This window comes from Agarivorans sp. JK6 (assembly GCF_045277145.1).
Classification (GTDB): Bacteria; Pseudomonadota; Gammaproteobacteria; order Enterobacterales; family Celerinatantimonadaceae; genus Agarivorans; species Agarivorans albus.
In genome coordinates this window covers 3,392,260-3,417,627 of record NZ_CP113525.1, presented here as the reverse complement: position 1 = coordinate 3,417,627, position 25,368 = coordinate 3,392,260, and the positions used below count along the sequence as shown (strand labels likewise).

18 protein-coding genes and 1 pseudogene are annotated in these 25,368 nt (G+C 44.0%); 13 read left to right on the top strand and 6 right to left on the bottom strand.

The features are described 5' to 3' along the window. Positions 1 to 49: 49 nt before the first annotated feature. The 7 genes from OV592_RS15800 (at position 50) to OV592_RS15770 (ending at position 13,270) form a co-directional block, all read left to right on the top strand. Positions 50 to 1,015, top strand: coding sequence for a sensor domain-containing diguanylate cyclase (locus OV592_RS15800; protein ID WP_016400989.1), 966 nt, complete (start codon positions 50 to 52; stop codon positions 1,013 to 1,015). Between the two features lie 136 nt (positions 1,016 to 1,151). Further along, entirely contained in the window at positions 1,152 to 1,457 is a 306-nt protein-coding gene (locus OV592_RS15795) for a hypothetical protein (protein ID WP_406609228.1), read from the top strand. 401 nt (positions 1,458 to 1,858) lie between these two features. Continuing rightward, positions 1,859 to 4,681, top strand: coding sequence for a glycoside hydrolase family 9 protein (locus tag OV592_RS15790; RefSeq protein ID WP_406609227.1), 2,823 nt, complete (start codon positions 1,859 to 1,861; stop codon positions 4,679 to 4,681). A gap of 66 nt (positions 4,682 to 4,747) precedes the next feature. Next, positions 4,748 to 6,907 carry a cellulase family glycosylhydrolase gene (locus OV592_RS15785; RefSeq protein ID WP_406609226.1) on the top strand — a complete coding sequence of 720 codons (2,160 nt, stop codon included), beginning with the start codon at positions 4,748 to 4,750 and terminating at the stop codon, positions 6,905 to 6,907. A gap of 437 nt (positions 6,908 to 7,344) precedes the next feature. After that, on the top strand, positions 7,345 to 10,170 hold the full coding sequence (locus OV592_RS15780) for a glycoside hydrolase family 9 protein (RefSeq protein ID WP_406609225.1): 2,826 nt from the start codon (positions 7,345 to 7,347) through the stop codon (positions 10,168 to 10,170). Positions 10,171 to 10,323: 153 nt separating this feature from the next. Next, positions 10,324 to 12,051, top strand: a complete 1,728-nt coding sequence (locus OV592_RS15775) for a DEAD/DEAH box helicase family protein (protein ID WP_406609224.1) — start codon at positions 10,324 to 10,326, stop codon at positions 12,049 to 12,051. A gap of 118 nt (positions 12,052 to 12,169) precedes the next feature. Further along, positions 12,170 to 13,270 carry a hypothetical protein gene (locus tag OV592_RS15770; RefSeq protein ID WP_406609223.1) on the top strand — a complete coding sequence of 367 codons (1,101 nt, stop codon included), beginning with the start codon at positions 12,170 to 12,172 and terminating at the stop codon, positions 13,268 to 13,270. A 63-nt stretch (positions 13,271 to 13,333) separates the two neighbouring features. On the opposite strand, the gene OV592_RS15765 is transcribed toward OV592_RS15770, so the two are convergent. Continuing rightward, positions 13,334 to 13,936: a phosphoribosyltransferase gene (locus OV592_RS15765; protein WP_406609222.1), complete on the bottom strand. Its 603-nt coding sequence runs from the start codon at positions 13,934 to 13,936 to the stop codon at positions 13,334 to 13,336. A gap of 93 nt (positions 13,937 to 14,029) precedes the next feature. Between OV592_RS15765 and OV592_RS15760 the strand changes: the two genes are divergently transcribed. Together OV592_RS15760 and OV592_RS15755 are read left to right on the top strand one after the other, a co-directional pair. After that, positions 14,030 to 14,599 carry a phosphoribosyltransferase gene (locus OV592_RS15760; RefSeq protein ID WP_406609221.1) on the top strand — a complete coding sequence of 190 codons (570 nt, stop codon included), beginning with the start codon at positions 14,030 to 14,032 and terminating at the stop codon, positions 14,597 to 14,599. A gap of 174 nt (positions 14,600 to 14,773) precedes the next feature. Further along, positions 14,774 to 15,793: an endonuclease/exonuclease/phosphatase family protein gene (locus OV592_RS15755; RefSeq protein WP_406609220.1), complete on the top strand. Its 1,020-nt coding sequence runs from the start codon at positions 14,774 to 14,776 to the stop codon at positions 15,791 to 15,793. A 45-nt stretch (positions 15,794 to 15,838) separates the two neighbouring features. On the opposite strand, the gene OV592_RS15750 is transcribed toward OV592_RS15755, so the two are convergent. Beyond that, positions 15,839 to 17,563, bottom strand: a complete 1,725-nt coding sequence (locus OV592_RS15750) for a tetratricopeptide repeat-containing sulfotransferase family protein (RefSeq protein ID WP_406609219.1) — start codon at positions 17,561 to 17,563, stop codon at positions 15,839 to 15,841. Between the two features lie 501 nt (positions 17,564 to 18,064). Between OV592_RS15750 and OV592_RS15745 the strand changes: the two genes are divergently transcribed. The 4 genes from OV592_RS15745 (at position 18,065) to OV592_RS15730 (ending at position 21,572) form a co-directional block, all read left to right on the top strand. Next, positions 18,065 to 18,922: a formate/nitrite transporter family protein gene (locus tag OV592_RS15745; protein WP_406609218.1), complete on the top strand. Its 858-nt coding sequence runs from the start codon at positions 18,065 to 18,067 to the stop codon at positions 18,920 to 18,922. A 14-nt stretch (positions 18,923 to 18,936) separates the two neighbouring features. Beyond that, complete coding sequence (locus tag OV592_RS15740; RefSeq protein ID WP_406609217.1) at positions 18,937 to 20,658, top strand: protein kinase domain-containing protein; 1,722 nt, start codon at positions 18,937 to 18,939, stop codon at positions 20,656 to 20,658. A 44-nt stretch (positions 20,659 to 20,702) separates the two neighbouring features. Then, positions 20,703 to 21,152 carry a cyanase gene (cynS, locus tag OV592_RS15735; protein WP_152779823.1) on the top strand — a complete coding sequence of 150 codons (450 nt, stop codon included), beginning with the start codon at positions 20,703 to 20,705 and terminating at the stop codon, positions 21,150 to 21,152. 168 nt (positions 21,153 to 21,320) lie between these two features. Then, a complete protein-coding gene (locus OV592_RS15730) occupies positions 21,321 to 21,572 on the top strand; it encodes a DUF2999 family protein (RefSeq protein WP_406609216.1) in 252 nt (83 codons plus the stop codon). Between the two features lie 69 nt (positions 21,573 to 21,641). Here OV592_RS15730 and OV592_RS15725 read toward each other — a convergent pair whose 3' ends face one another. From OV592_RS15725 to OV592_RS15710, 4 genes and pseudogenes are all read right to left on the bottom strand, one after another. Then, entirely contained in the window at positions 21,642 to 22,691 is a 1,050-nt protein-coding gene (locus OV592_RS15725) for a CNNM domain-containing protein (protein ID WP_040306974.1), read from the bottom strand. Positions 22,692 to 22,888: 197 nt separating this feature from the next. Continuing rightward, a complete protein-coding gene (locus OV592_RS15720; protein WP_406609215.1) occupies positions 22,889 to 23,806 on the bottom strand; it encodes a hypothetical protein in 918 nt (305 codons plus the stop codon). Positions 23,807 to 24,193: 387 nt separating this feature from the next. Then, a pseudogene (locus OV592_RS15715) lies at positions 24,194 to 24,340 on the bottom strand (7-cyano-7-deazaguanine synthase); the annotation flags it as partial. A gap of 15 nt (positions 24,341 to 24,355) precedes the next feature. Then, a complete protein-coding gene (locus OV592_RS15710) occupies positions 24,356 to 25,063 on the bottom strand; it encodes a hypothetical protein (protein ID WP_406609214.1) in 708 nt (235 codons plus the stop codon). Positions 25,064 to 25,368 lie beyond the last annotated feature (305 nt).

The window sequence follows — 25,368 nt, the reverse complement described above, 5'->3', positions numbered from 1 at the left end:
AAGGCCTTATTTAGCTAACTCGGTGAGTTTGGTTATTTTGGAGGTGTAGATGCCCTTAAAGCCCGCGATTGACCCAGAACAATGGATTTTATCCAACCCAAATGACCTAATATCTCTTACTAAATGGCAGCGTACTGTTAACTTGCTAGCTAAATTATTTGATGCGCCTGCTGGCTTTTTAGTACAACACACACCAAGTGGTTACCAAATCACTATTGCTAGCGAGCAGAACACGAATCCCTACAGCGCGGGCATGGTGGTAGAGCCGCAGGCCAATATCTTCTGCCGAAAAATTGTTGAAACGCGTAAAAGCTTGTATGTGGCGAATGCGATGATAGATCCTTGCTGGGATAGCAATCCAGAGGTGCATGGCGATGGGTTTCGCTCATATTTAGGCGTACCGGTATTTTGGCCAAATGGAAAAGCTTTTGGCACTTTTTGTGTGATGGATTATCGAGAAACCAATTACGATGATACTTACTTTGAACTTATCGAGCAGTTAAAAGATATTTTGGAAGCCGACTTGTCTTTGCTTGAGTTATACACTCATATGCAAAAATTGGCGGTTACCGATCCTTTAACCGAGTTAAACAACCGCCGCGGATTTTGCTCTTTAGCTCAGCAGCGGATCCGCTTAGCAAAACGCATGGGCTCTCGCTTGGGCGTATTCTACCTCGATGTAGACAAGTTTAAGCAAATTAACGATAACTACGGGCATGCCGTAGGGGATGAAGTATTAATTGATGTGGCTAAAGCGATGCACAAATGTGTACGCAGCTCTGATGTGATTGGTCGCATGGGCGGGGACGAGTTTGTTGCTTTAGTATTAATTGAGCATGATTCTGATTTTGATGCCATTGCCCAGCGTTTTACCGACCAGTTTGCTCAATACTCCGAGCAAGACTTGCCCTTGTACACGGTGGCCATCGGCTATATTGATGTTGATTTAAACATGGAGGTTGAAGGCATCCTGGCCTTGGCAGACCAAGATATGTATCAACATAAAGTCGAGTAATTATTTGATTGTATTTTGACCAGTTAGCGTTGCTGGTGTATCATCGCGCAGCTTTAGAATTACTCACTAATTTTTGCCTGCACTAATGGTATGACTGTTCGCCTCGGATGGCGCGTTTTGGCTATCGGAGATTTACTTGGAACAGTTTATTCAATTTTTGTATCCCTTCAGTTGGATCATTTCTATTTTGTCCTTCAGCCCGCAAATCATTCGCTTAATGCGGATAAAAGGCCCCGCTAAAGATATCTCGTTTTTAAGTTGGATTATGTTCCAATGTAATGCGGTGTTAGCCTGGTCTTATACGGTATTTGTAGTGGGAGATCCTCTGCTGTCGGTCACCACTACCTTAGTACTAACTGCCAACATTACCATGGTTATGGTATTGGTTTATAAGCGCATTAAGTATCGAGAAGTCGCAGTGGAAGAAGCCTTAAGTGCCTGATTTTATTTGCCTCTCTAAAAAAATATCAAAGTAAAAACTGCTTTTAAATGGGAATGACGCTGGTCTTATCAGTCGTCATTCGCGACCTCGCGCAACATTTTGTATGAAACAAGCCTGATTTTTTCCTTTTCATTTCATCACAAAAATCTTTTCCTTGATTAGTTTCATATTTGTCAATAAAGGCCTTGAGAACTGTTTTTTGCTTGCTAGTTTCATTATTGAGTAAAACCTCAAAGTAAGGTTTGCCAAAAATGGTGTGAGGCCTAATGAGAGCGTTCATGAGTTAGCATGGCATGGTTAAGCTCTTCGTTTGCAGCGGTTTACACACCAGTGTGCTTCTTACCTTCACAAAGATGAAGAGGAAGAAAATAGCTAATTTTGCAAATATAGAGAGATACGCAATGATGTTAAGGAAAACACTTCTCGCTACGGCGATGGTAACCAGTGCGGTGTCGGCGCACGCAGCCAATTATGGTGAAGCGCTACAAAAATCCATTTATTTTTACGAAGCTCAACAATCGGGAGTTTTGCCCGAGTGGAACCGTAATGAATGGCGTGGCGACTCGGCACTTGGTGACGGTAGCGACAACAATGTAGATCTAACCGGTGGTTGGTATGATGCAGGCGACCACGTTAAGTTTGGCTTCCCAATGGCGTCTACCGCCACAATGTTGGCTTGGGGGGTAGTGGAATACCCAGAAGCTTATGCGCAAACCAACCAACTAGAACACATTAAAAACAACCTACGTTTTGTGGCCGACTATTTTGTTAAAGCCCATACCGCGCCAAACGAATTATGGGGCCAAGTAGGTAAAGGCAGCGTAGACCATGCCTGGTGGGGTTCTGCCGAAGTAATGCAAATGGAACGTCCATCATACAAAATTGATGCAGCTAATCCTGGTTCTGATTTAGCGGGGGAAACCGCAGCAGCGCTAGCAGCCATTTCCATGGTATTTAAAGACAGTGACCCTAGTTACTCGGCGATGTTGTTGGAGCACGCCAAGCAGCTTTATGCCTTTGCCGATAATTATCGTGGCAAATACTCAGATGCGATTACCGATGCAAAAGCCTTTTATAACTCATGGAGTGGTTATCAAGACGAGTTGGTGTGGGGAGCAATTTGGTTGTATCAAGCCACTAACGATGTTGCTTACTTAGATAAAGCCAAACTCGAATATCCTAATTTAGGCACCGAGGGACAAACGGAGTATCGCGCTTACAAATGGGGCCAAGCGTGGGATGATAAGTCTTATGGCTCTTATGTTTTGTTAGCAAAAATTACTGGCGAGCAAGTTTATCAGGATGATGCAGAGCGCTGGTTAGATTATTGGACCACTGGTTTTAATGGCGAAAAGATCACTTACACGCCGGGTGGCTTAGCCTTTTTGGATGTTTGGGGCGCAGCGCGCTATACCTCTAATACGTCATTTTTAGCGCTGATTTATTCCGACTTTTTAAAAGCCAATAACCTTGCAGCAGGCAAGGCGGAAACCTATTACAACTTCGCGAAAAGCCAATTAGATTACATTTTGGGTGATAACCCGCTAAACATTTCTTACCAAATTGGCTATGGCGATTACCACCCAACCAAACCTCATCACCGCACGGCGCATGGCGCCTGGGCTGATAGCTTATCGAGCCATCCAGAAGAAAACCGTCACTTGTTAGTGGGCGCATTAGTGGGCGGCCCTGGTGATGATGATTCTTACGCCGATGACCGTGGTGACTACTATAAGAACGAAGTTGCAACCGACTATAACGCCGGCTTTACTTCAGCTCTCGCGCGCTTATGGCTAGATCATGGTGGAGCGCCAATTGCTGAAGCCGATTTCCCGGCTAAAGAAGTGCGCGATACCGAGTTATTTGTTGATGCAAAAGTAAACTCAGAAGGGCCGCGCCATATCGAAATTAGCGCCCGAGTTCACAACCACACAGCTTGGCCTTCTCGTGTTACAGATGACCTAAGTATTCGATATTGGGTTGATTTAACTGAAGTGGTTGCTGCGGGTTACACTGTTGACGATGTAACTATCTCAACGGCTTACTCGCAAGGTACTGGTTATAGCGGCTTGCATCCATGGGGGAATGATGGTGACAACATCTACTACGCAGATATTAGCTTTGCTGGCGTAGACATTTACCCAGGTGGTCAATCGCCATCGAAAAAAGAAGTCCAGTTTCGACTAGCCTTGCCAACCAATACCAACGATCCAGATTGGGATAACGCAAACGATCCATCTTGGGATAACTACACTAATGCACATGAACTGGCACCGAAGATCGCCATGTACGATGCGGGTGTTTTGGTGTGGGGCAGTGAGCCAAGTGCCGCTTGTGGTGGTGCTACCGGTATAAACTGTGCGCCAATTGCTCAAAATCAATCGGTAGATACAGCCTTTGATACTCTGGCTTCTGTCACCTTATCTGCTACCGACAGTGACGGTTCTATAGCAAGTTATGCCATTGCTAGCCAGCCAAGTCAGGGTACGGTAACGCTAACGGGTAATGTTGCTAGCTACGCACCTAATGCAGGTTTCTTTGGTAGCGATAGCTTCACTTTTACCGCAACTGATGATCAAGGTGAAGCCTCTCAAACAGCGACGGTAACGGTTGAGGTTGCTGCGCCAATAATCCCAGCGGTAGCTATTAGCTCACCGGATAACGGCACAGAGGTTAGCCCTAGCAGTGACGTTGTGTTGCAGCTTGATGTTGCCAACGCTTACGGCGCTAATGTTTATCTAGATGGCGCATTAGCCGCCAACCGAGTTGGCAGTGGTGCGGTAACTCTTAGCATGCCTGCTACAGAAGGTGCAGTGGCTATTTTGGTCATTGCCACTGATGAACAAGGAAGCGAGTTAAGCGCAGAAGCCAGTTTAAGCTTGGTGGTTAAGCAAGGTGCAGAGCCACCAGTAGGTGATGGCTTAAGCTGTGAAGTAGGTAAAGCTGACACCTGGTCTACCGGCTTTGTGATTAACAGTATCACTGTAACCAATGCAGGCAGCGAAGCGGTAAGTGGCTGGAAAGTGAATCTAGTATTTACCGACCCAGTGAGCCTAGCTAACGGTTGGAATGCCCAGCTTAATGCCTCAAGTGATGGTTTAGGTATTAGCGCTAGTAACGAGGTATACAACGGTCAGCTTGAGCCAAATGCAAGCGCCTCTTTTGGTCTACAAGGTGAGCATTCAGGCACCTTTGTTGCCCCTACCTGTGAAATTTTACCTTAGAACTTAACACCCCAAAGCGGCCTTAATTGGCCGCTTTTCTCATTGGGACATGTTATGGAGAACATAATGAAAACATCTAAAACACTACTCGCTAAATGCGTGGGTTTTGCTGCGGCCTCGTTATGCAGCGCAAGTTTACTGGCGGCTCCGCTGCCTGGCGATGATTGGCTTCATGTAGAAGGCAATCAAATTAAAGATATGCAAGGCAATACGGTTTGGCTTACCGGGGCTAACTGGTTTGGCTTTAATACTACCGAGCGAGTATTGCATGGTTTGTGGTCGGTAAACTTAGAGAGCACCATTCAGGATATTGCTACTCGCGGTGTTAACTTACTGCGGGTGCCTATTTCTACCGAGTTACTTAAAGAATGGAAAAATGGCCAGTTTGTGCCAATTCAAGTGAATGCTTCGGCTAACCCAGATTTAGCGACAGCTACTTCATTGGAAGTGTTTGATGCCTTAATTGCCGCTGCTAAAGCGAGTGGTATGAAGATCTTGCTTGATGTTCACGGTGCCGAAGCCGATAACATGGGGCATATTGCGCCGCTTTGGTACAAAGGCGATATTACTTCAGAAGATTTTTACTCCACTTGGGAGTGGGTAACCGAACGTTATAAAAATGATGACACCATAATCGCCTATGACCTAGAAAATGAACCCCATGGTAACCCTCAGCAAAGTGCCGCTGGTGAGTTTGCCAAATGGGATGACAGTACCGATGAAAACAACTGGAAGCATGCCTGTGAAACAGTATCTAACCGTGTGTTAGATATTAATCCTCATATCTTAGTAATGTGTGAAGGCATTGAAGCGTATCCCGTGGAAGGTAAAAACTGGGAAAGCAAAGGAAAAGACGATTTTCACTTTAATTGGTGGGGCGGTAATTTACGTGGCGTACGCGAATTCCCGATTGATTTAGGCGCACGCCAACAGCAATTTATGTACTCACCACACGACTATGGGCCTTTAGTATTTGAGCAAGAGTGGTTCTATCCAGGGTTTAACAAAGACACCTTGTACCAAGATGTGTGGAAAGATAACTGGATGTTTATTCATGAAGAAGGCATTGCACCGCTACTAATTGGTGAGTGGGGCGGCTTTATGGATGGTGGCCCAAATGAAGCGTGGATGGTAGCAATCCGTGATTTGATTATTGAGCATCAATTACACCACACCTTTTGGTGTATTAATCCTAACTCTGGCGATACCGGAGGCTTGCTAGGCCACGACTGGACTACCTGGGACGAAGATAAATATGCTTTGTTTAAGCCTTCTTTGTGGACTAATGATGCTGGCATATTTATTAGCTTAGATCATGAGGTTGCACTTGGAGGAGAGGGCAGCACCACTGGTATTAGTTTGAATGATTACTACCAAGGGCTAAATCCTTCGGTAAGTATTAATTCTCCGGCTGCAAACAGCATTGTGCTTACAGGCTCGCAGGTCATGCTTGGTTACTCGGTGAACAAAGCGGCTTCGGTTAATATTTATCTTGATGGAAGCTTGGTGAAAAACGCACCTACTGCAGGTAGTGCTAGTATCACCACTCCCTCGGCAGAAGGTGATTTCACCATCATGATTGTTGCTGTAGACAGCAACGGTAACGAGATGGCGGTAAGCGACAGCATTACTTTAAGTGCTCTGAACGAAGTACCGCTGCAGCCAGAAGTGAGCTTAAGTGCACCTACCAACAATACCAGTATTGAAGCCGGCAGCAGTTTTAGTGTGACAGTAAGCTTAAAAGATGCCGCAGGGTTTGAAACTAACCTAGCCGGACAACTGCAATCGTTTAGTGGTACCAGCGGTGAGTTAACTGCGCCTGCAGAAGTAGGGGATTATACCTTAACGGTGACCGCGCAAGACGAGCAGGGGCAAAACCTTAATGCAACAGACAGTATTAGCTTAAAAGTGCTTGAACCGGCAGCGGCAAATTTGAGTTGTGAAGTTGGCGCGGCAGATTCTTGGGCTAGCGGCTTTGTGATTAACAGCATTACGGTTACAAATACCGGCTCAAATACTGTTTCAGCTTGGAACGCAGTGCTTGAGTTCTCGCAAAGTGTAACGCTAGTGGGTGGATGGGGCGGCGTGTTTAATGCTTCTGCCCAAAGCATCGAGGTCACCAATGAAGCATACAATGGTCAATTAGCACCAGGGGCGAGTATCTCCTTTGGTTTGCAAGGTGGTCATTCAGGTAACTTTGCTGCACCGAGCTGTCGTATGCGTTAGTAAGACCTTCAATTTATTGACTAAATTAGCAGTATAGCTGTAAAGCCCTCATTACAATTTGAGGGCTTTTTTACTTTTTGGGAAAAGGCTTTACTTAACACTAGTGTTATATGCTGCTTACTTTGTTTTTTGCTTTGTTGTTTAGATGATAAAACTATCCTTCCTAAACTTTTCACAGTTTCAGCTGCCGAGTATTTTTTAGCACTGGAAATAAAAAACTCTGACCAACTAGGGTAAGCTCTTGCGGGTTTACTGATGAATAACATATTTGTTGGTCATTTCAGAAACCTAAGCTTCAATAGCTGTGCGGTGAACTTGCACAACACCAATGGTTATTGGGCAAAGAGTTTAGTTTTCGGTAAACGGCATTACTTCTTACAGCTACAAAGAATGGTTGAAGAAGGATTACGTTATAAATTTTTGTGAGATAACTAAAGATGTTAAGGAAAACCTTACTAGCAAGCGCGATCATTTCCAGTGCAATGTCTGTTCAAGCAGCAAATTATGGTGAAGCGCTACAAAAATCGATTTATTTTTATGAAGCCCAGCAGTCAGGGGTATTACCCAGTTGGAACCGTACCGAATGGCGTGGTGATTCTGCGCTAAAAGACGGTAGCGATAACAACGTAGATCTTACCGGTGGTTGGTACGATGCAGGTGACCACGTAAAATTTGGTTTTCCTATGGCGGCCACTGCCACCATGCTTGCTTGGGGGGTAGTTGATTACCCACAAGCTTACGAGCAAACCAACCAGCTTAAACATATCAAAAACAATTTACGTTTTGTTGCCGACTATTTTGTTAAGGCTCACACTGCGCCTAATGAGTTTTATGGCCAAGTTGGCAAAGGTAGCGTGGATCACGCTTGGTGGGGCTCGGCCGAAGTGATGCAAATGGAGCGTCCTTCATACAAAATTGATGCAGCTAACCCTGGCTCTGATCTAGCGGGTGAAACGGCAGCAGCGTTAGCGTCTATTTCGATGGTGTTTAAAGATAGCGATCCTAGCTATGCCGCTATGTTGTTAGAGCACGCCAAGCAGCTGTATTCATTTGCCGATAACTACCGTGGTAAATACTCAGATGCAATTACCGATGCAACCGCTTTTTATAACTCTTGGAGTGGCTATCAAGATGAATTGGTGTGGGGTGCCATTTGGTTATACCGCGCAACTGGCGACGACAGTTACCTAAATAAAGCTAAAACAGAATACGGCTCTTTAGGTACTGAACCGCAAACAGATACGCGTTCTTACAAGTGGGGCCAAGCCTGGGATGATAAGTCTTACGGCGCTTATGTATTAATGGCAAGCCTAACTGGAGAAGCACAATATCAGGCAGACGCAGAGCGTTGGTTAGATTATTGGACCGTTGGCTACAATGGTCAAAAAATTCGTTACACGCCAGGTGGCTTAGCGTTTCTAGATACTTGGGGCGCTGCACGTTATACCTCAAATACCTCTTTCTTAGCTTTGGTGTATTCTGATTACCTTAAAGAAAACACCAACAAAACAGCTAAAGCCGATGTGTATTACAACTTTGCTAAAAGCCAGCTGGATTACATTTTAGGTGATAACCCACTTAATATTTCTTACCAAATTGGTTATGGCGATTATCACCCAACCAAGCCGCATCACCGTACTGCGCATGGTACCTGGAATGACAACTCTGGCGACCCAGTTGAAAACCGTCACTTATTAGTTGGTGCATTGGTTGGTGGCCCAGGTTTGGATGATTCCTGGGCCGATGATCGTGGCGACTACGTGAAAAATGAAGTGGCAACCGATTACAATGCTGGCTTTACTTCCGCGCTAGCGCGCCTGTGGCTTGACCATGGCGGTGATCCAATTGCAGAAGCAAATTTCCCAGCTAAAGAAGTTCGCGATACCGAGTTATATGTAGAAGCTAAAATTAACTCACAAGGTACTCGCCATATTGAGTTAGCGACTCGTGTACACAACCATACTGCGTGGCCTTCACGAGTAACCGATCAATTAAGTTATCGCTACTGGGTAGATCTAACTGAAGTGTTTGATGCTGGTTACTCGGTTGATGATGTACGTTTATCAACAGCTTACAGCCAAGGTTCTGGGTATAGCGGTTTACACGCTTGGGGCAATAACGAAGACAACATCTATTACGCTGAGATTAGCTTTGATGGCGTAGATATTTACCCCGGCGGCCAATCAGCCTCTAAGAAAGAAGTGCAGTTCCGCTTATCGCTACCAACCAATACCAACAACCCTGATTGGGACAACAGTAACGACCCATCTTGGGAAAACTTTAGCAATGCATACAAGCTAGCGAATAACATCGCTTTGTATGATAACGGCGAGTTGGTATGGGGTAACGAACCATCGGCTGCTTGTGGCCCAACTACTGGCATCAACTGTGCGCCTATTGCGCAAAGCCAAAGTGTTAGCACTGAGTCTGACACTGCTGTGTCTGTTGAGCTAAGCGGCAGTGATTCTGATGGTGATGTTGTTAGTTACGAGATAGCCTCTCAGCCTGCAAACGGCTCGGTTAGTCTTAGTGGTAAATTTGCGACCTACACACCTAATACGGGTACATTTGGTAGCGATAGTTTCACCTTCGTGGCGATTGATGACCAAGGTGCTAAGTCAGCAGAAGCAAAAGTCACAGTTACAGTTGCAGAACCGATTGTACCTGCAGTAGCGATTAACTCTCCTAGCAATGGCAGTGAAGTTCAACCCGCCAGTGAAGTTCAGCTTCGTCTTGATTTAGCCAATGCTTATGGTGCGAATGTATACGTAGATGGCGCATTAGCAACTAGTCGAGTAGGCAGCGGTAACGTAGCGCTGACAATGCCAGAAACAGAAGGGCAGGTAGTGATTGTGGTTATTGCTACCGACGAGCAAGGTGAAGAATTATCAGCAGAAGCTAGCTTAAACTTAAATGTTAAAGCGGGTGAACAGCCTCCTGTAGGCGGTGGTGATTCTGAGCTTACTTGTACTGTTGGTGAAGCCAATGTTTGGAATACTGGCTTTGTATTAGGCAACCTTAAGGTGACTAATGCTGGCGGCGAAGAGGTAACCGGGTGGAAAGTTCACCTAAGCTTCCCTCAGCCAATTAGTTTGGTTAATGGTTGGAATGCTAAATACCAAGCCTCAAGTGATGGTTTAGGTTTAACTGCTGTGAACGAAGTTTACAACGGTCGTTTAGCGCCTAGCCAAAGCACCTCATTTGGTCTTCAAGGTGGATACAACGGAAGCTTTGAAGCGCCAAGCTGTGAAGTGCTACCTTAGTATTGTTCCCTTTTGAACAAGGCGGCTCAGGCCGCCTTTTTTAATGCCAATTTGGTAGCCGCTTTATGAAACAACTAAATAATCACTATAAAGCACACCGGCTTAAACATGGCATAATAAGCCGATTTTTAACTAGCTTAGGGTTAACAAGTAATGTTTCAACTGCGCGACTACCAGCAAGCCTCGGTAGATGCCGTTCTCGCTCACTTTCGAAAAAGTGACGATTCCGCTGTGTTGGTATTGCCAACTGGTGCCGGGAAAAGCATCGTGATTGCCGAACTTGCGCGTTTAGCGCGTCACCCTATTCTGGTGCTGGCCCATGTCAAAGAGTTAGTCGAACAGAATCATCAAAAGTTTAAAGACTATGGTTTTGAGTCAGGTGTTTATGCCGCAGGTTTAGGCTTAAAACAAAACCAACTTCCAGTTACCTTTGCCAGTGTGCAGTCTTTAAGTCGTAACCTTGAAGCATTTTCCGGCTACTACTCTTTGCTAGTGATTGATGAATGTCACCGGGTAAGTGAAGACGATGACAGCCAGTATCAGCAAATTATTCAGCATTTAAAGCAACAAAACCCCCAACTAAAAGTGCTGGGTTTAACGGCTACTCCCTACCGTTTAGATAGAGGGTGGATCTACCAATATCATTATCACGGCTATGTACGTGGCAGCGACCAAGCTTGGTTTAAAAAATGTATTTACGAGCTGCCGATGCGCCATCTCATTGCTAAAGGATATTTAACTAAGCCGCTGGTGGTGGATGCTCCTGCGGCGCGTTATCAATTTGATGATTTACCACAGCAATACAGCGAGGCACAGCTCGACCAGTTTTTAGCTGCTTGCCCGCGAGTCACTCAAGCCATATGCAAACAGCTGGTTAAATTGGCAGAGCAGCGCAAAGGCGTAATGGTGTTTGCTGCTTCGGTTAACCATGCCAAGGAAATTGCACACTATTTACCAGAAGGGCAAACTGCGGTCATCACCGCTGCTACCGCCAATGCTGAGCGAGACAGCTTAATTGAACAGTTTAAGCGCCAGCAGCTTAAGTTTTTAGTGAATGTATCGGTGCTTACCACGGGTTTTGACGCACCTCATGTGGACTTAATTGCTATTTTGCGGCGCACTGCTTCGGTAAGCTTGTATCAACAAATCGCCGGCCGAGGTTTGCGTTTATTCAAAGACAAAACCGATTGCCTAATTGTTGATTATGCAGGTAATAACTACGATCTCTATCAGCCAGAAATTGGCGAAGTAAAACCCAACCCTAACAGTACATTGGTACAGGTAAGTTGCCCGCAATGCCAATTTGCCAATATGTTTTGGGGCATTATCGATAAAGATGGCGATGTTATAGAGCATTATGGTCGACGTTGCCAAGGGTTAGTGGCAGACCCAGACGAGCCAGCAAAACACACCCAATGTACTTACCGCTATAAATACAAACAATGCTCACAATGTAATGCCGAAAACGATATTGCAGCACGGCAATGTCAAAGCTGTGGCTTTCAATTAATTGACCCAGACAAGCAGCTTAAAGATGCGCTGCAGTTAAAAGATCGTAAAGTGTTAAGGTGCAGCGGCATCTCGGCTAGCTGCGATGGAAATAAACTTAAATTGGTTTATCACGATGAAGATGGCGCAGAGCTCAGCGAATCCTTTAACTTTAATTACGCCAAAGCCAAGCAACAATTTAACACCTTGTTTAGTCGCCGAGTTTCTGAGCAAGCAGCTCTTATTAACGATGCAAAAGAAGCAGAAGCACTAATAACAAAACTTGTAGCCCCCGATTTTGTTATCGCTAAAAAGCAAAAGCACTACTGGGTAATTGAACATCGGATATTTGATTACCAAGGTAATTATCGAAAAGCTAATCATCAATACTAATCTGACTTGGCTAGTTTAACGTTGTATAAACAATATGTTAAAGCATTGTTTATAAATAACTTAATAGCGAGTTTATTTGTTTATTGATACAATTGTCTTTTTGATGAAAGGATTCATTGTGAAACGCTGTTGTTCGATAAAACCATCATTAAGTTTGGTAACTAGTGCTTTACTGTTAGCTGCTTGTGCTTCTACTCCCGTTGATAACTCCCCTAAAGAGCTTACTGCTGTAGTTACAGCAAAGACCGTTCTAAATGGTTTATATGTGCCTGACTCAAAGGGTGAGCAAGTTGTTTATACCCGAGAAAACATGCGCACTATCTATGACAAAATTACACCCGATAGTTTTTACATGAAGTGGGCAGGTATTGATGCTAGTGGCATTTTCCGTATGGACAAAAATCTTCTTTGGCAGCTAAATCATAGCAATAAAACTTATCAGGAATGTAAGTTATCTGGTTGTACTAGTGGATTCTTGGAAATGCTTGAACACTCGGGAGAGGAAGAAGAAACCGAAGAGTATCAAAGTTATGAAGAGCTCGAGTGCAACGTTGAACTAACCAATAACGAATTTGAAGTAATATCTACTGGTAATAAACGCGAGATAGCGGGACAAGCGACAGAAGAGTACAAAGTAAAGTGGTCAACAGAGTTTACTGACGAGAGCGGTAAGAAAGACCTAAACTTGCTGCAGTTTGTGTTTTGGACTACCGATCCTAATGCAGAAATGAAAGAAGCTTGGCGCGTTCATGAGAAAGCGACAAATAACTATTTGGACGCTGTTGGAGAGAATAACCCCTTAGTCAGATTACTTGGGTATGAAGGGTTTAAAACCATTAGCGCATTCACTGGTGATACAGAACAAGCCGACCACCTAGGGTTGAACGCTTTCCAGCAAGAACTGGCAAAAATAAAAGGTTATCCACTCTCGATAAAGTTGGAATGGTTTCAAGATATTAAGGCTTGTTCAGCTAATAAGAAAAAAGAAAAGCGCGATACCAGTATCGATTTTTCTGGGGGCTTAGAAGATGCCGCAACTAACTTATTGGGCAATATTGTTAAGAATGCTGCTGATGACATGGTTGATAAAAAAGTGGATGCATGGATGAAGGATGCGCGTATTCGCTACATTTATGATGTGCAATCGGTAGAGAACAAACTTGCTCATAACAGTAACTTTAATGTGCCAGAAGATTACCAGTTGTTTGACCGAAACTAATTCGATTTAGCATCGTAAGCAATAAAGGTTTGTGCTTGGCATAACCCTTTATTGTTTACTGTTTTACTTGTCTAATAATTCTGGTTTAATCAGTGGCGCTACAAAGCTCTTGTGTTGCTGTATTTCTTCTAAGCTCAAGCCGGTTAATTCATAGGGGAAGACTAACCATTGATCGGTTTGGTGTAGGCAAAAATCCGGTTTTAGCGATGTTTGATTGAACTTAGGTCGCTCCCATAAGGTGGCAATCTTAACTTGGCTAGGCATATTGCGTTTTAGCTTGGATTTTAAACGCTTAATCACAGCTTCTACATTGTGGCCACTGCTAAACACGTCATCCACTATCAACAAGCTATCATCAACGTTTAGGTTTTCCAGTAAGTACTGAATACCATGAACTCTTATCGACTCGGGCTCTTGGAGTATTTGATGATAGTTGGCCTGCCCTTGATAGGAGGTGCGTACCGAGATATGGTCGGTTTTAACTCCTAAGGTTTGCAAACACTCTTGCACGTAAATGCCTACTGCACTGCCTCCGCGCCACAGGCCAACGATAAAAGTAGGGCGAAAACCACTTTCGAAAATATGCACAGCTAAACGAAAGGAATCTTGAATTAAACTATCTTCATCTAAGTAGTGCTTTTGTAGTTGGGCTGTCGGCTGGCTCATTGGCATGAAAAGTGTCCTTGAGTTTACGAGTTCTATAATGATAGTTTTATACTACACCTTTGACCAAAAGGTCAGTTTTAATCGTAGGTAATTATGAGCGACAAACTTTACATCACCGGGCAAGAGCTACTCGAAGATTCATTTCGCTTGGCCGAAAAAGTATTGGCAAGTGGTTTTAAACCTAGCTTTATTATTGCTGTGTGGCGCGGCGGTGCACCGATTGGTATCGCGGTTCAAGAGTTTTTGGCTTATCACGGTATTGCTAGCGATAATATTGCCATTCGCACTTCGTCGTATGCCGCAGCAATAGATAGTCAAGCAAAGCAGGTTAAGGTATTTGGGCTCAACTACCTGGTGAAGCATGTTCAGCATCATGACCGTTTGCTGATTGTTGATGACGTATTTGATACTGGTCGCTCTATTGAAGCGATTATTAATGAGCTGAGCCGCTTAGCGAGGTTAAATACCCCCAGTGATATTCGGGTTGCGGTTCCGTATTTTAAGCCGGAGCGCAATAAAACCGACCGAGTGCCAGATTACTACCTGCATGAAACCAAGCAATGGTTAAAGTATCCGCATTCTCTTGAAGGCTTAAGCCCAAAGGAGATCGCCGAGCGTAGACCGGAGTTGTATCAAATAATTAAAGCGCATTTGCCTAAGTAGCTAACTCATAAGTGCTAGATTTTGAGGGTAAAACATTTGGCTCCCAAGGCCTTATACCGCTTAAAGCTTGCTATAACTTTGGCCTAAAAACAAAATCATAAATCCGCAATAATAAAACTGCTAAATTGCACCATACTTGCTTAATGAGAGACTACTAATTAAGCGGAGCAAGCCATGGCGGTGAAATTTTCTGTAGCGACAGCGAATACTTTAAACCTCAATAGACCCAATTTACCGATGTATAGGGATCGACAAGGTTGGTTGCTAAACGAGTACGACAATAAGGTGCGTTGGTTAGTAAATCAGTTGCAAACTATTGGTGCGGATTTATGGGGTTTTCAAGAATTGTGGCATGCCGATGCTTTATTGGATTTGTTCCAAAATGCTGGGTTAGATTCTCAATATCAGTTACTGGTGCCCGATGGGCATCAAGGTAAAATTGCTTGTGCAGCAGCAGTGCGTAATGAATTGCTGGTGGGGCAAGCCGAGTGGATTAGTCAGTTTCCGGCAAGCTTTAAGTTAGCCAGCCAAGGGGATGATGCGCAAACCGGCGCCTTAGACTTAGATATTAATAGCTTCTCTCGCCCAGTGCTGCATTTTCAGATTAAACCTCATGCCGATGAGGAGAACGTACATGTATATGTTTGCCATTTTAAATCGAAACGACCTACACGAATAGATAATGAAGATTGGTATGACGATGCGCAGCATAAACCGCATCGTAATGCCTTGGGTTATGCCATCTCTACTTTGCGCCGCACCGCTGAGGCTGTAGCGTTAAGAATGATCTTAACTGAGCAAATGAAACACACCGATACGCCAGTGATTGTCTTGGGCGACTTGAATGATGGTCAAGCCAGCAACACCTTGAATATTCTTACCGAGCAACCGCGCTTTTTATTAGACGGCGATGCGCGAGGAGGGGCCGATAACGCCTTGTACTCAGCTGGCACCATGCAGCAATATCGTAGTCAGCGTGATGTTTACTACACCCATGTGCATAACAACCAGCTTGAATCCTTAGACCATATATTACTTAGTGAGCAGTTTTACGATAAAAGCCGCGATAGAATTTGGGCCTTTAAAGGTTTAGAGGTATTTAACGATCATTTAAACGATGAGCATTACGAGCAACTAGGTGCCACAGACCACGGCATTATTAAAGCAAATTTTGTTTATAAGCCTTTAGATTAAACCAATTTTAGGGGGCTTAAGTGCAACGCTAAGCCCCCTAAAGCTCTATTGGGGAGCGTCGTGCTGGTAGCCAAACTGTTCAATAAACTCGGCCACCTTGGGAATGTGTGGCTGTAAGAATTGTTGGTAGTTAAGCCACTTGTAGCGTGACTCTGTATAAATCGGTTTAACTACTTGGTTACTTGAGGCAGACATAACAATTTTTTGTTGGGCGTATTTCTCAAACTCCAAATAGCTACTGTTTGCAGACATCCCGAGGAACTCAAACACTTTGCTGGCTTCTTTCTCTAAATCTTCAACTAAGTCTTCATAACGTACAAAATGAATATTTAAGGCTAACTCAGCTTGGTAGCGATTAAACAGCTTGAATACTTGTTGGTAGCGCTTAAAGCAATCGCCTAGTTGGTTAAGCCAGGCTTGCTCTTGGTTATTGGCAGAGTTTTGCTGAAAGTTACTCAAGCATGTGTCGATTGGATGGCGTAAACAAAAGATAATCTTCGCCTTTGGGAAGAGCTGCAAGATAAACGGTAGGTCTACAGTATAAAGCGGAAACTTGTCCACTATAAGACTATTGGCCTGCGGAGCCAAACCTAAGCTTTGGATGTAGCTAAAGTATTCCTCCCGTAATTGTTGTAACTCATCTTCTGTTAGTGTCGCTAGATCTTGCGGATAACGTTTATTAAATTGGCTAGTGATACTTTGAGTTAAATTATAAATAGAACGTGTTTCACTTAAGGCAACGATGTTCGGCTGAGTATCTAATATGTTCTCCAGCAGAGTAGTGCCAGAGCGATTAAAGCCCATCATAAATACCGGTTGTGGTTCATTGGTCTCAGCTAGTTGTTTGATGAAAGACAGGTCTAGCTTTTGAAATTCTGCCACTTTGTCTGTGCGCGTTTGCCCTTGAACGCGTTGGTGATTCAAACTTGCCATGGCCGAAAAATCGGCAAAGGCTGCTGAGTAGTCTTGCTGTTTATCGAAGGCCTCTGCCCGCAGTTTAAAAGCCGCCTTTTGGCGCATAAAGTCGAGACGGTCAATAAGTTCATCGCTCAACAACTCTATGACGTGTTCGCTGTGACCATTCCTTGCGCTTAGTTCTGCTTGGTAAAAACTTATCCAAGCTTTATTTACAAAATCAATTTGCGCTTGCTGTAACAGTTGTTCGGCGTGTTGGTGCTCGCGAATGAACATTAGGGTGTCTATGGAAAATTCTAGCTGCCACTCTTCTACAAACTTGCTGTGGCTCAATAGCTCTTCAATTAGGTGTAATATGAGCGCTCGTTGATTTTGACGTTTAGCGCTAGATATGAGTAATGCTTGAGCTGGTGCAAATTGCCCCGGCCAGGTTTTCATTTTTTCTGCCAAGCTGCCTAAGTCTTGATATCTATCTTCTTCTAAGTAGCACTCGCCCAGAGCTGCAGCTACATCGGCATTATTTGCCTCACCGGTTAAGCTAAAGCTTTGTTCAAAATGCTCAATGGCCGATGAAAATAAGCCAAGTAGTTTTTCTGCCTTAGCCATGTTTTTGTATGTGGCGCTTCGTTGTTGTTGGTTTTCGCATAGCGCTAATAAACTTTTATAGCTGGCTAAAGCACGCTCTAGTTTCTGCTGTTGAAAAAGTACAAACGCCTCCAACTCTAGGCTTTTATAGTCTTGCTGAGACTTAAGCTTATTGATTTTGCCAATGGTAGATAAGGCTTGGCTATATTTACCCGCTTGTAAGGCCTTTACGGCTTTTTCCATAATGGCGTGGCGCATCTCAGGCTTCATTAGTGCTTCCTATCATGTCGAGCGTTTACTTGTTTGGCATTACTTTAAAGCAAAATAACAGTTTTTGATGCGCTGTTTATCGCAGTGCTAAAAGCCAATGATGTTTCATGAAGAAGTGTTAGCTAGCGGTTAATTTCATCATTGAGCTGCCCAAGCTTGGGGAGTTGCGACAGTAGCCTGCTGCACCAACTTGTCGTATGGCCTTTATTGGTGCAATTATCAACATCTCGGTGCAAATCCAGTTAAATAAACACTTTTTGTTTTGCCACATTGTATTTGAAAATCAGGCTGCAGTTGCCGTGTTGTTAGGGTTTTGTGTGTTTTTTGTGGTGTTTGGCTTAACAATTGCAATTTCCCCTTTGTAGGTCAGGGACAGGCCCAAGCAGCAAGGAAGCAACGAAATCCGTTCTACTTGTAAAGGTGAACTCGCCAAGGGAAACCTAGGTGAACAGAACCAGCCAACAGTTTTTATCTACTACTTAAGCAATATAGGGAAATATTATGTCTTATTTAGCTCCTGCGGAGTTCGTAACCAAAATGGTTGACGCTGGTGAATCTAAAGTATTCATGTCAACACGAGATACTCTTATTCGAGCCTTTATGGCTGGCGCCATCTTGGCATTGGCAGCAATTTTTGCCATTACCATGGCAGTGAATACAGGCAACTTCCTCATTGGGGCTATTTTGTTCCCTGTTGGTTTCTGTATGCTTTATTTAATGGGTTTTGACCTATTAACGGGTGTGTTTGTACTGGTGCCTTTGGCCTTGTTAGATAAGCGGCCTGGGGTTGATGTTAAAGGCATGCTAAGAAACTGGGGCTTTGTATTTTTAGGTAACTTTGGTGGTGCACTTACCGTTGCCTTCATGATGGCCTTTATCTTTACCTACGGGTTTAACATTGAAGCGGGCGCTGTAGGTGCTAAAGCTGCCGCCATTGGTGAAGCACGTACTGTAGGTTACGCAGAACATGGTGTTGCTGGTTGGTTTACTATTTTCATCCGTGGCATGTTGTGTAACTGGATGGTATCAATGGGCGTAGTAGGCGCAATGATTTCTACTAACGTTAGCGGTAAAGTAATCGCCATGTGGATGCCTATCTTCTTGTTCTTCTACATGGGCTTTGAGCACTCAGTAGTTAACATGTTCCTATTCCCATTTGGTTTGATTATGGGCGGTGATTTCTCAATCATGGATTACTTCCTATGGAACGAAATTCCAACTGCATTGGGTAACCTAGTAGGTGGTTTAGCCTTCACTGGTTTAACACTTTACACCACCCACGTAAGAACCGCGCCTAAGCGCAAAGTAGCTAAAGCAGCGGTTGAAGCGCCAAGTAAAGCGGCTACTAGCAACGCTTAATTAAAGGACAGTAGATGACGAGCCAGCTGAGTATCTCCATCGGTCAGTGTTCTGATAAAGGTCGCAAAGACATTAATCAAGACAGTTATGGAAGCTATACTCCGCGTGGCTCTCTACTCAATCATAAAGGCTTTGCTGCTGTGATGGCCGACGGCATAAGCAGCAGCGAAGTAAGTCAAATAGCCAGTGAAACCGCAGTAAAAAGTTTTTTAGATGATTACTACTGCACCTCCGAAACTTGGTCAGTTCAACATGCAGCAGAAAAGGTCTTAGACGCCACCAACTCTTGGTTATATAGCCAATCGCAGCAAAGCCCTTACCATTACGACAAAGACAAAGGTTATGTTTGTACGCTTAGTGCTTTAGTGATTAAAGGCAATAAGGCGCATATTTTTCATGTTGGTGATACCCGAGTGTATCGCCTCAATCAGCAGGGCTTAGAGTTACTCACTAAAGATCACCGACTATGGGTGAATGACAATAAAAGCTACCTAAGCCGTGCGCTGGGTATTGAAGAATATTGTGAGTTTGATTACCACACGCTGCCTGTGAGCCCTGGTGATATTTTTTTGTTGGCTACCGATGGTGTGTACGAGTTTGTTGATGCAGAGCTTATCAACAATACTATTGCCCAATGTGCCAACGATTTAGAAGCAGCGGCAGCGCAAATTGTTTACAAAGCCTATCAGGCAGGCAGCGACGACAACTTAAGCTTACAAATAATAAAGGTAGAGCAACTAGCAGAACAAAGCTCTCAGCAGCTTAAAGAGCAAATAGAGACTTTACCTTTTCCCCCAGAGTTAAGTGCTCGAATGAGCATAGACAACTACACCATTGTTCGACAAATTCATGCCAGTAGCCGAAGCCACGTGTTTTTAGCATTGGATGAACAAAGCGGCGAGCAGGTGATACTAAAAACGCCTTCGGTAGATTTGCGGGACGACCCCGATTATTTAGAGCGCTTTTATACCGAAGAGTGGATAGCGCGGCGTATTAACAGTGCCTATGTGTTAAAAGCGAGCCGCAACCCACGCCAACGTAACTACCTTTATACGGTATTTGAATACATAGAAGGGCAAACCTTAGCCCAATGGATTATCGATAATCCCAAGCCAGAACTCGCTAAGGTGAGAGAGATTGTAGAGCAAATTGCCAAAGGCCTACGTGCCTTTCATCGCATGGATATGCTCCATCAAGATCTTAAGCCAGACAACATTATGATTGATAGTTCTGGCACCATTAAAATCATCGACTTTGGCTCGGTATGGGCCGCAGGTCTTGCAGAGCAAACTCAAGACATTACCCAGCAACATTTGCTAGGTACTGCGTTATATTCGGCGCCAGAGTTGTTTTTGGGTATTGGCGGCAGTACCCGCGCAGAGCAGTTTTCGCTGGCAGTAATTACTTACTACATGCTAAGCGGCCGCTATCCTTACGGTACTAAAGTGGCGGGTGCAAAAAGCCATGCAGCGCAAAAGCGCTTACGCTATCAATCGGTAATTGACAGTGACAGCGAAATCCCAGCTTGGATTGATGATGCCCTAGAAAAAGCGCTGCACATAAACCCCTTAAAACGTTACGAACAAATCACCGAATTTCTCTGTGATTTACGCCAACCCAACAAAGCTTTTTTGAATAAGGCTCGCGCTCCATTGGTAGAGCGCAATCCGGTGGCGGTATGGCAAGGGATCTCTGCAATTTTAGCAGCTATGGTGGTGTACCTATTACTTAGGTGAACACCGAGTTGTTTCGTTTTTCAATCAAAGGAAGGAAGCAAAAAATGATATCAAGTAGAGAAGAAGTAACTCAACAAATTGTATCAACCAAGGTGAGAAAAGGCATTAAGTGGAGTGAGGTTGCCAGCGCTATTGGTTTATCGAAAGAGTGGACAACTGCAGCGTGTTTAGGGCAAATGACCTTTGATAAAAGCCAAGCTGAAACCGTGGGCGATATTTTTGAGTTAAGTGACGAAGCCATCGCGTGGTTACAAATTGTGCCTTACAAAGGCTCACTGCCTACCGCTGTACCAACCGATCCGCTTATCTACCGTTGGTATGAAGTTGTAAATGTATACGGCAGCACCATTAAAGAGCTCATTCATGAAGAGTTTGGTGATGGTATTATGAGCGCTATTGATTTTTCGATGGACATCAAGCGTGAAGCCGATCCTAAAGGTGATAGAGTAAACGTAGTGTTGTCGGGTAAGTTTTTACCTTACAAAACTTACTAGATGCTAGCCTCATGAAGCATGAGAGCCAGCACCTCGCTGGCTTTTTTGTGAACGTCATAGCCAGATACTGACCCATGATCTACAAAGTTGTTGTTATGAGTACTGGTCAATTCCATACCTACAAAGCTAAACTGTCGCCTAATTTTATTTAGTCTAAAAGGTAATGTGATGAACCCAATTCTTGCCATGTTGAGAGAGAACAATATTAGTGACCAGCAAATCAGTGAGCTTTTTGAAGTGCTTACTCAAAACCCCCTTGCTGCTATGGCGACTATCAGCCAGTTAGGTTTGCCTCAAGAAAAATTGCAATTGCTGATGGGACAGGTGATGCAGAACCCAGCTTTGATTAAAGAAGCAGTAGAAGAATTAGGTTTAGACTTTGCCAAAGTAGAGGCAGCTAAAGAACAGCTTAATAAATAAGAAAAAAGCGCTAAAACCGTCGATTTTAGCGCTTGAAGATTGTCTGTTTGCTTATAGCCTCGTTAGATTTTAGCGGCTGTAGCGTTGGTTTTTGCTGCGTAAACGGCGTAACCACTGGAAGCGAGCTAAGCGTTGCATGTCTTCAATAGCATCGGTTTCGTCGGTAATCTCTTGGCCTAACAGGGTTTCAATAATATCTTCCATGGTAAGCAAGCCTTGCACTTCACCGTATTCGTTCACTACCGCTGCAATAAGCTCTCGAGCCTGTAACAAGCTTTGGTAGGCGTGCCTAACACTTACGCTAGCTGGCAGCATTAGTAACTTACGCGAGTAATCACTTATTTGTGTGTCGCCATTGCCACTAGCAGCAGCGCCTAAAACATCTTGTTTATGCACGTAAGAGACAAAGTTGTCGCGCTCACCTTGGTATACCGGAAAACGCGAAAACGGCTGGCTTAAGTGCTCTTCAACAAAGCTTGCCACGGTGCTATTTAGTTCAACACGCTGCACTACCGCGCGCGGGGTCATCACTTCAGTAATCTTTAACTTTTCTAGTTGAAGTAGATTACGTAATACTTGCGACTCGCCTTGCTCAATCACACCTTGCTGGTGGCCCAATTCAGCTAAAGCACTAATTTCGTCTCGCAAGCTTGAAAAATCTTCTTGCTGTTTACCAATACGTGCAGTGATGCGATCACTTAACCATACAAAAGGGTAAAACACTTTAATCATTAATGGCAGCAACCAAGAGGCAAACGGCGCAAGTTGGCGCCAATAAGTCACTCCTAAGGTTTTAGGCACAATTTCAGACAATACTAATACCAGTACCGTCATAATTGCTGATGAAATAGCTAAGTATTGTGAGCCATAAAGCTCTGCTACTTGTGCACCCACACCAGCGGCTCCGGCTGTGTGAGCAACAGTATTTAGGGTAAGAATCGCCGCCAGCGGCTTGTCGATACTCGCCTTTAGCTTGGCGAGCCGCTCTGCAACTTTAGGATATTGCTGCTGTTGCAGCTGAATATAGCTAGGAGAAACGCTAAGTAGCACCGCCTCTAGCACAGAACACAAAAATGAAACAATAATAGCAAGACACAAAAAACTTACTAAAAGAAACACTTAATCCACCATTTTATAAACCCAAATACACTGTTGGGCGTGCAGTAACGCTGCCACAAATAATCTTGCCGCTGTCGTTAGCCGCAGTTTATCAAGTTATATCAACAAAAGGGCAGAAGAATATTTAGATTTACATAACTTCGGCGGTAAATATGAGGCACAAAAAAGACACCCTTAGGAGCCTTAGTTGCCAGTATTTAAGGCTCATAGACTTTCTCTTCATGTTCTAGGTCGCGAAAAAGATTTTCTCGCCAATCAAACTCTAAGCTGCGGTCGTTGGGGGCGGGGTTGTAGTAGTAGGTGAACCTAATAGCGCCTGCGCTTTTTTTCTTTACTTGTGATGAAGTATTAATATAGCCTAGTATTTTTCCATAATTTGCGTTTATTATTTCACCGTCACTATTGATCTCGGTATTTACGCGAAAAATATAACCTAAAGCTGATTCATCATAGTTTAAAAGTCGTTTGCTTTCCAAACCTTCTCTTGACTTCTTAAGTACTAGGCTGTTTTTATATGATTGACTATAAGCCAAATAAGGGAATTTAAATTCAGAAGTACTAGTGTTTTTGCTTACTTCAATTATTCCATCTAGTGAATTTGGGAAGGTTATATTTAGTTCGCTGTGGTGATTCCACATATCTACATACTCCCCATCAAGGTTAAAGTAGATATGGGCCGTGCTTCCCTTACCATAAGGTGCAACCCAATCTGCTTGCTCAAAGTCAAAACCAATCGACGCTTGCTTCTTGGGAAAACGAAGAATATGTGTTTTGGCATACATGGCGGTGGGTTTTTTCTTTTTGCGCAGCTCGATGATGAGGTTTTGGAGGTTCTTGTTAGTTCTTAGTTTAGTTTGGTAGTAGCCTTCTTTATTTACCCTAAAAACTACAGCAAGATTTTTTCGGCCGATAGTTCGGAATACTCCCTCTTTATCTGTTAAATCTTTAATGTTTTCGCCATCAACACCTAACTGACCGCCAGCAAATACTTCAGCACCTTCAATTGCTAACCCGTCTTGGTCGACTACTTTGACTTTTACTGTGGTGAAACCTCCCGCACACCTGGTGGTGCAAATGATTAGCAAACTGAGCTTCAACCATTTATTAAAAGTCATTGCTTACATCCTTGTTATTAAGCTACTGCAGTATTACTTATCACCATGAATCATCGTTTATTCTTATTAATACTACTTTGTAACTAGTTGAACTACCTCGTGAATATACTGATTTATTTAACAGCAGTCTATCAAGTTATATCAACAAAAGGGCAGCAGAATATTTAGATTTACTTGACTTGGGTGGTAAATATGAGGCACAAAAAAAGACACCCTTAGGTGCCTTTATTTTGTCGAATTGGTGGGGCTGGCGGGAGTTGAATTGAGCTTTAAAGCCCAGTACTAGCGGGCCTTCTGAAGTCTCTATGTTGAACGGTGTAGCATTCCGTGTATTGATTCGTGAGGTCTAGCCTTTGCTAAAGTGGGGGCCAGCGCGAGTTAACACTGCTACTCATAGGCTAATGGGTCAGTAGCCGAGTTCAAGGCAAAGGCTTCTAATCGTTCAACACAAGACCCACAGCGGCCACAGGCTTTTGTGCGCCCATTGTAACATGTCCATGTCTTGTTGTAGTCCAAGCCCATAGCCACACCTTCCTGATTAATTGTCTTTCATGTAAGCGTGTACCGATACAAACCTGCGACGAAGTGCTTTTCTTCAAAGGCGTTCCCCTCGTCACGAAATCTCCTTAATGCGCGAGTAGCGCTTATTTCCGAATCGCTAGACAGCAGATTTTTCAGGTAGTTATCGACTTCTTCAATACTATTGCGTTTACGCTTTGGGGACTGAACCATTTCAGGTAGTCCTCTTGTGTAAGTAGTAATTTTTTCTTTGACTACAGAAGCGCTTAGGGCCTGACGAAGTTCTAACAGTGCATGCCCAGCAAGACGAATATTGAGTGTGGTGTCGCCACCATCAAGCCAATGCTGGCTCATCTTTCGCTCGGCGCGGATGAGATATGGGGCAAAAGTGGCAGCCATAGTTGAATCCACTTTGCTTGTTACAATCAATAGCTGTTCTTGCGGTACTCGCAAGTGCTGGGTAGCTCTTAGCAGTTCATACTTCACGGCTCTCAAGTAGGGTATAGACCCCGCGATGACAAAAAAACTGTCTCGGTTGGCCTCGAACAAGGCGGTGAGAGAGTTAGGTTTTTGGGGCTCAAGTTTGGCCTTTCTTGCACATACCAACTCCCACCAACGCTGCTCTAACGTTGGTTTGTCCGAACAGCTATTCTTTTGTGTGGGTTTGTTTGGTATCCGGTCTTTGTTTGAACGGTCGAACGTCGCTTGATAGCCAGGAATTTGCTCTGTTGAGTGCAACAGGCCTAATCCTGCAGACAAAACCCACAGTTCAGCGTCGGCATCTTCTGCAGACTTTTTGCGAAACTCCAGTGAGGCCCTTTATACATCTCTCCAGCAGGTAGGGATTCTTCGGCGCCTGCTTTCTCGGATGCTCTTATCCAGTCATCAGTCAACTGCTCCAAGTATTGATAGTCTTGGTACTCGTGAAGACATCCTCCAGCTTTTGCTTTGGCTTTGGTGCAGGTGGTGATTGGGTGAAGATTATACATTGAAGCAATCGGTGATTAATAAATTCCAAATTCTAATTATTATGTAACAAACCT

What these genes read in the sequence shown, in the direction of transcription:
- OV592_RS15755 (WP_406609220.1), top strand. Translation starts at nt 14,774, where the DNA reads ATGGCGGTGAAATTTTCTGTAGCGACAGCGAATACTTTAAACCTCAAT.
- cynS (WP_152779823.1), top strand. Translation starts at nt 20,703, where the DNA reads ATGATATCAAGTAGAGAAGAAGTAACTCAACAAATTGTATCAACCAAG.
- OV592_RS15745 (WP_406609218.1), top strand. Translation starts at nt 18,065, where the DNA reads ATGTCTTATTTAGCTCCTGCGGAGTTCGTAACCAAAATGGTTGACGCT.
- OV592_RS15780 (WP_406609225.1), top strand. Translation starts at nt 7,345, where the DNA reads ATGTTAAGGAAAACCTTACTAGCAAGCGCGATCATTTCCAGTGCAATG.
- OV592_RS15775 (WP_406609224.1), top strand. Translation starts at nt 10,324, where the DNA reads ATGTTTCAACTGCGCGACTACCAGCAAGCCTCGGTAGATGCCGTTCTC.
- OV592_RS15790 (WP_406609227.1), top strand. Translation starts at nt 1,859, where the DNA reads ATGATGTTAAGGAAAACACTTCTCGCTACGGCGATGGTAACCAGTGCG.
- OV592_RS15750 (WP_406609219.1), bottom strand. Translation starts at nt 17,563, where the DNA reads ATGAAGCCTGAGATGCGCCACGCCATTATGGAAAAAGCCGTAAAGGCC.
- OV592_RS15740 (WP_406609217.1), top strand. Translation starts at nt 18,937, where the DNA reads ATGACGAGCCAGCTGAGTATCTCCATCGGTCAGTGTTCTGATAAAGGT.
- OV592_RS15720 (WP_406609215.1), bottom strand. Translation starts at nt 23,806, where the DNA reads ATGACTTTTAATAAATGGTTGAAGCTCAGTTTGCTAATCATTTGCACC.
- OV592_RS15765 (WP_406609222.1), bottom strand. Translation starts at nt 13,936, where the DNA reads ATGAGCCAGCCGACAGCCCAACTACAAAAGCACTACTTAGATGAAGAT.
- OV592_RS15785 (WP_406609226.1), top strand. Translation starts at nt 4,748, where the DNA reads ATGAAAACATCTAAAACACTACTCGCTAAATGCGTGGGTTTTGCTGCG.
- OV592_RS15800 (WP_016400989.1), top strand. Translation starts at nt 50, where the DNA reads ATGCCCTTAAAGCCCGCGATTGACCCAGAACAATGGATTTTATCCAAC.
- OV592_RS15730 (WP_406609216.1), top strand. Translation starts at nt 21,321, where the DNA reads ATGAACCCAATTCTTGCCATGTTGAGAGAGAACAATATTAGTGACCAG.
- OV592_RS15760 (WP_406609221.1), top strand. Translation starts at nt 14,030, where the DNA reads ATGAGCGACAAACTTTACATCACCGGGCAAGAGCTACTCGAAGATTCA.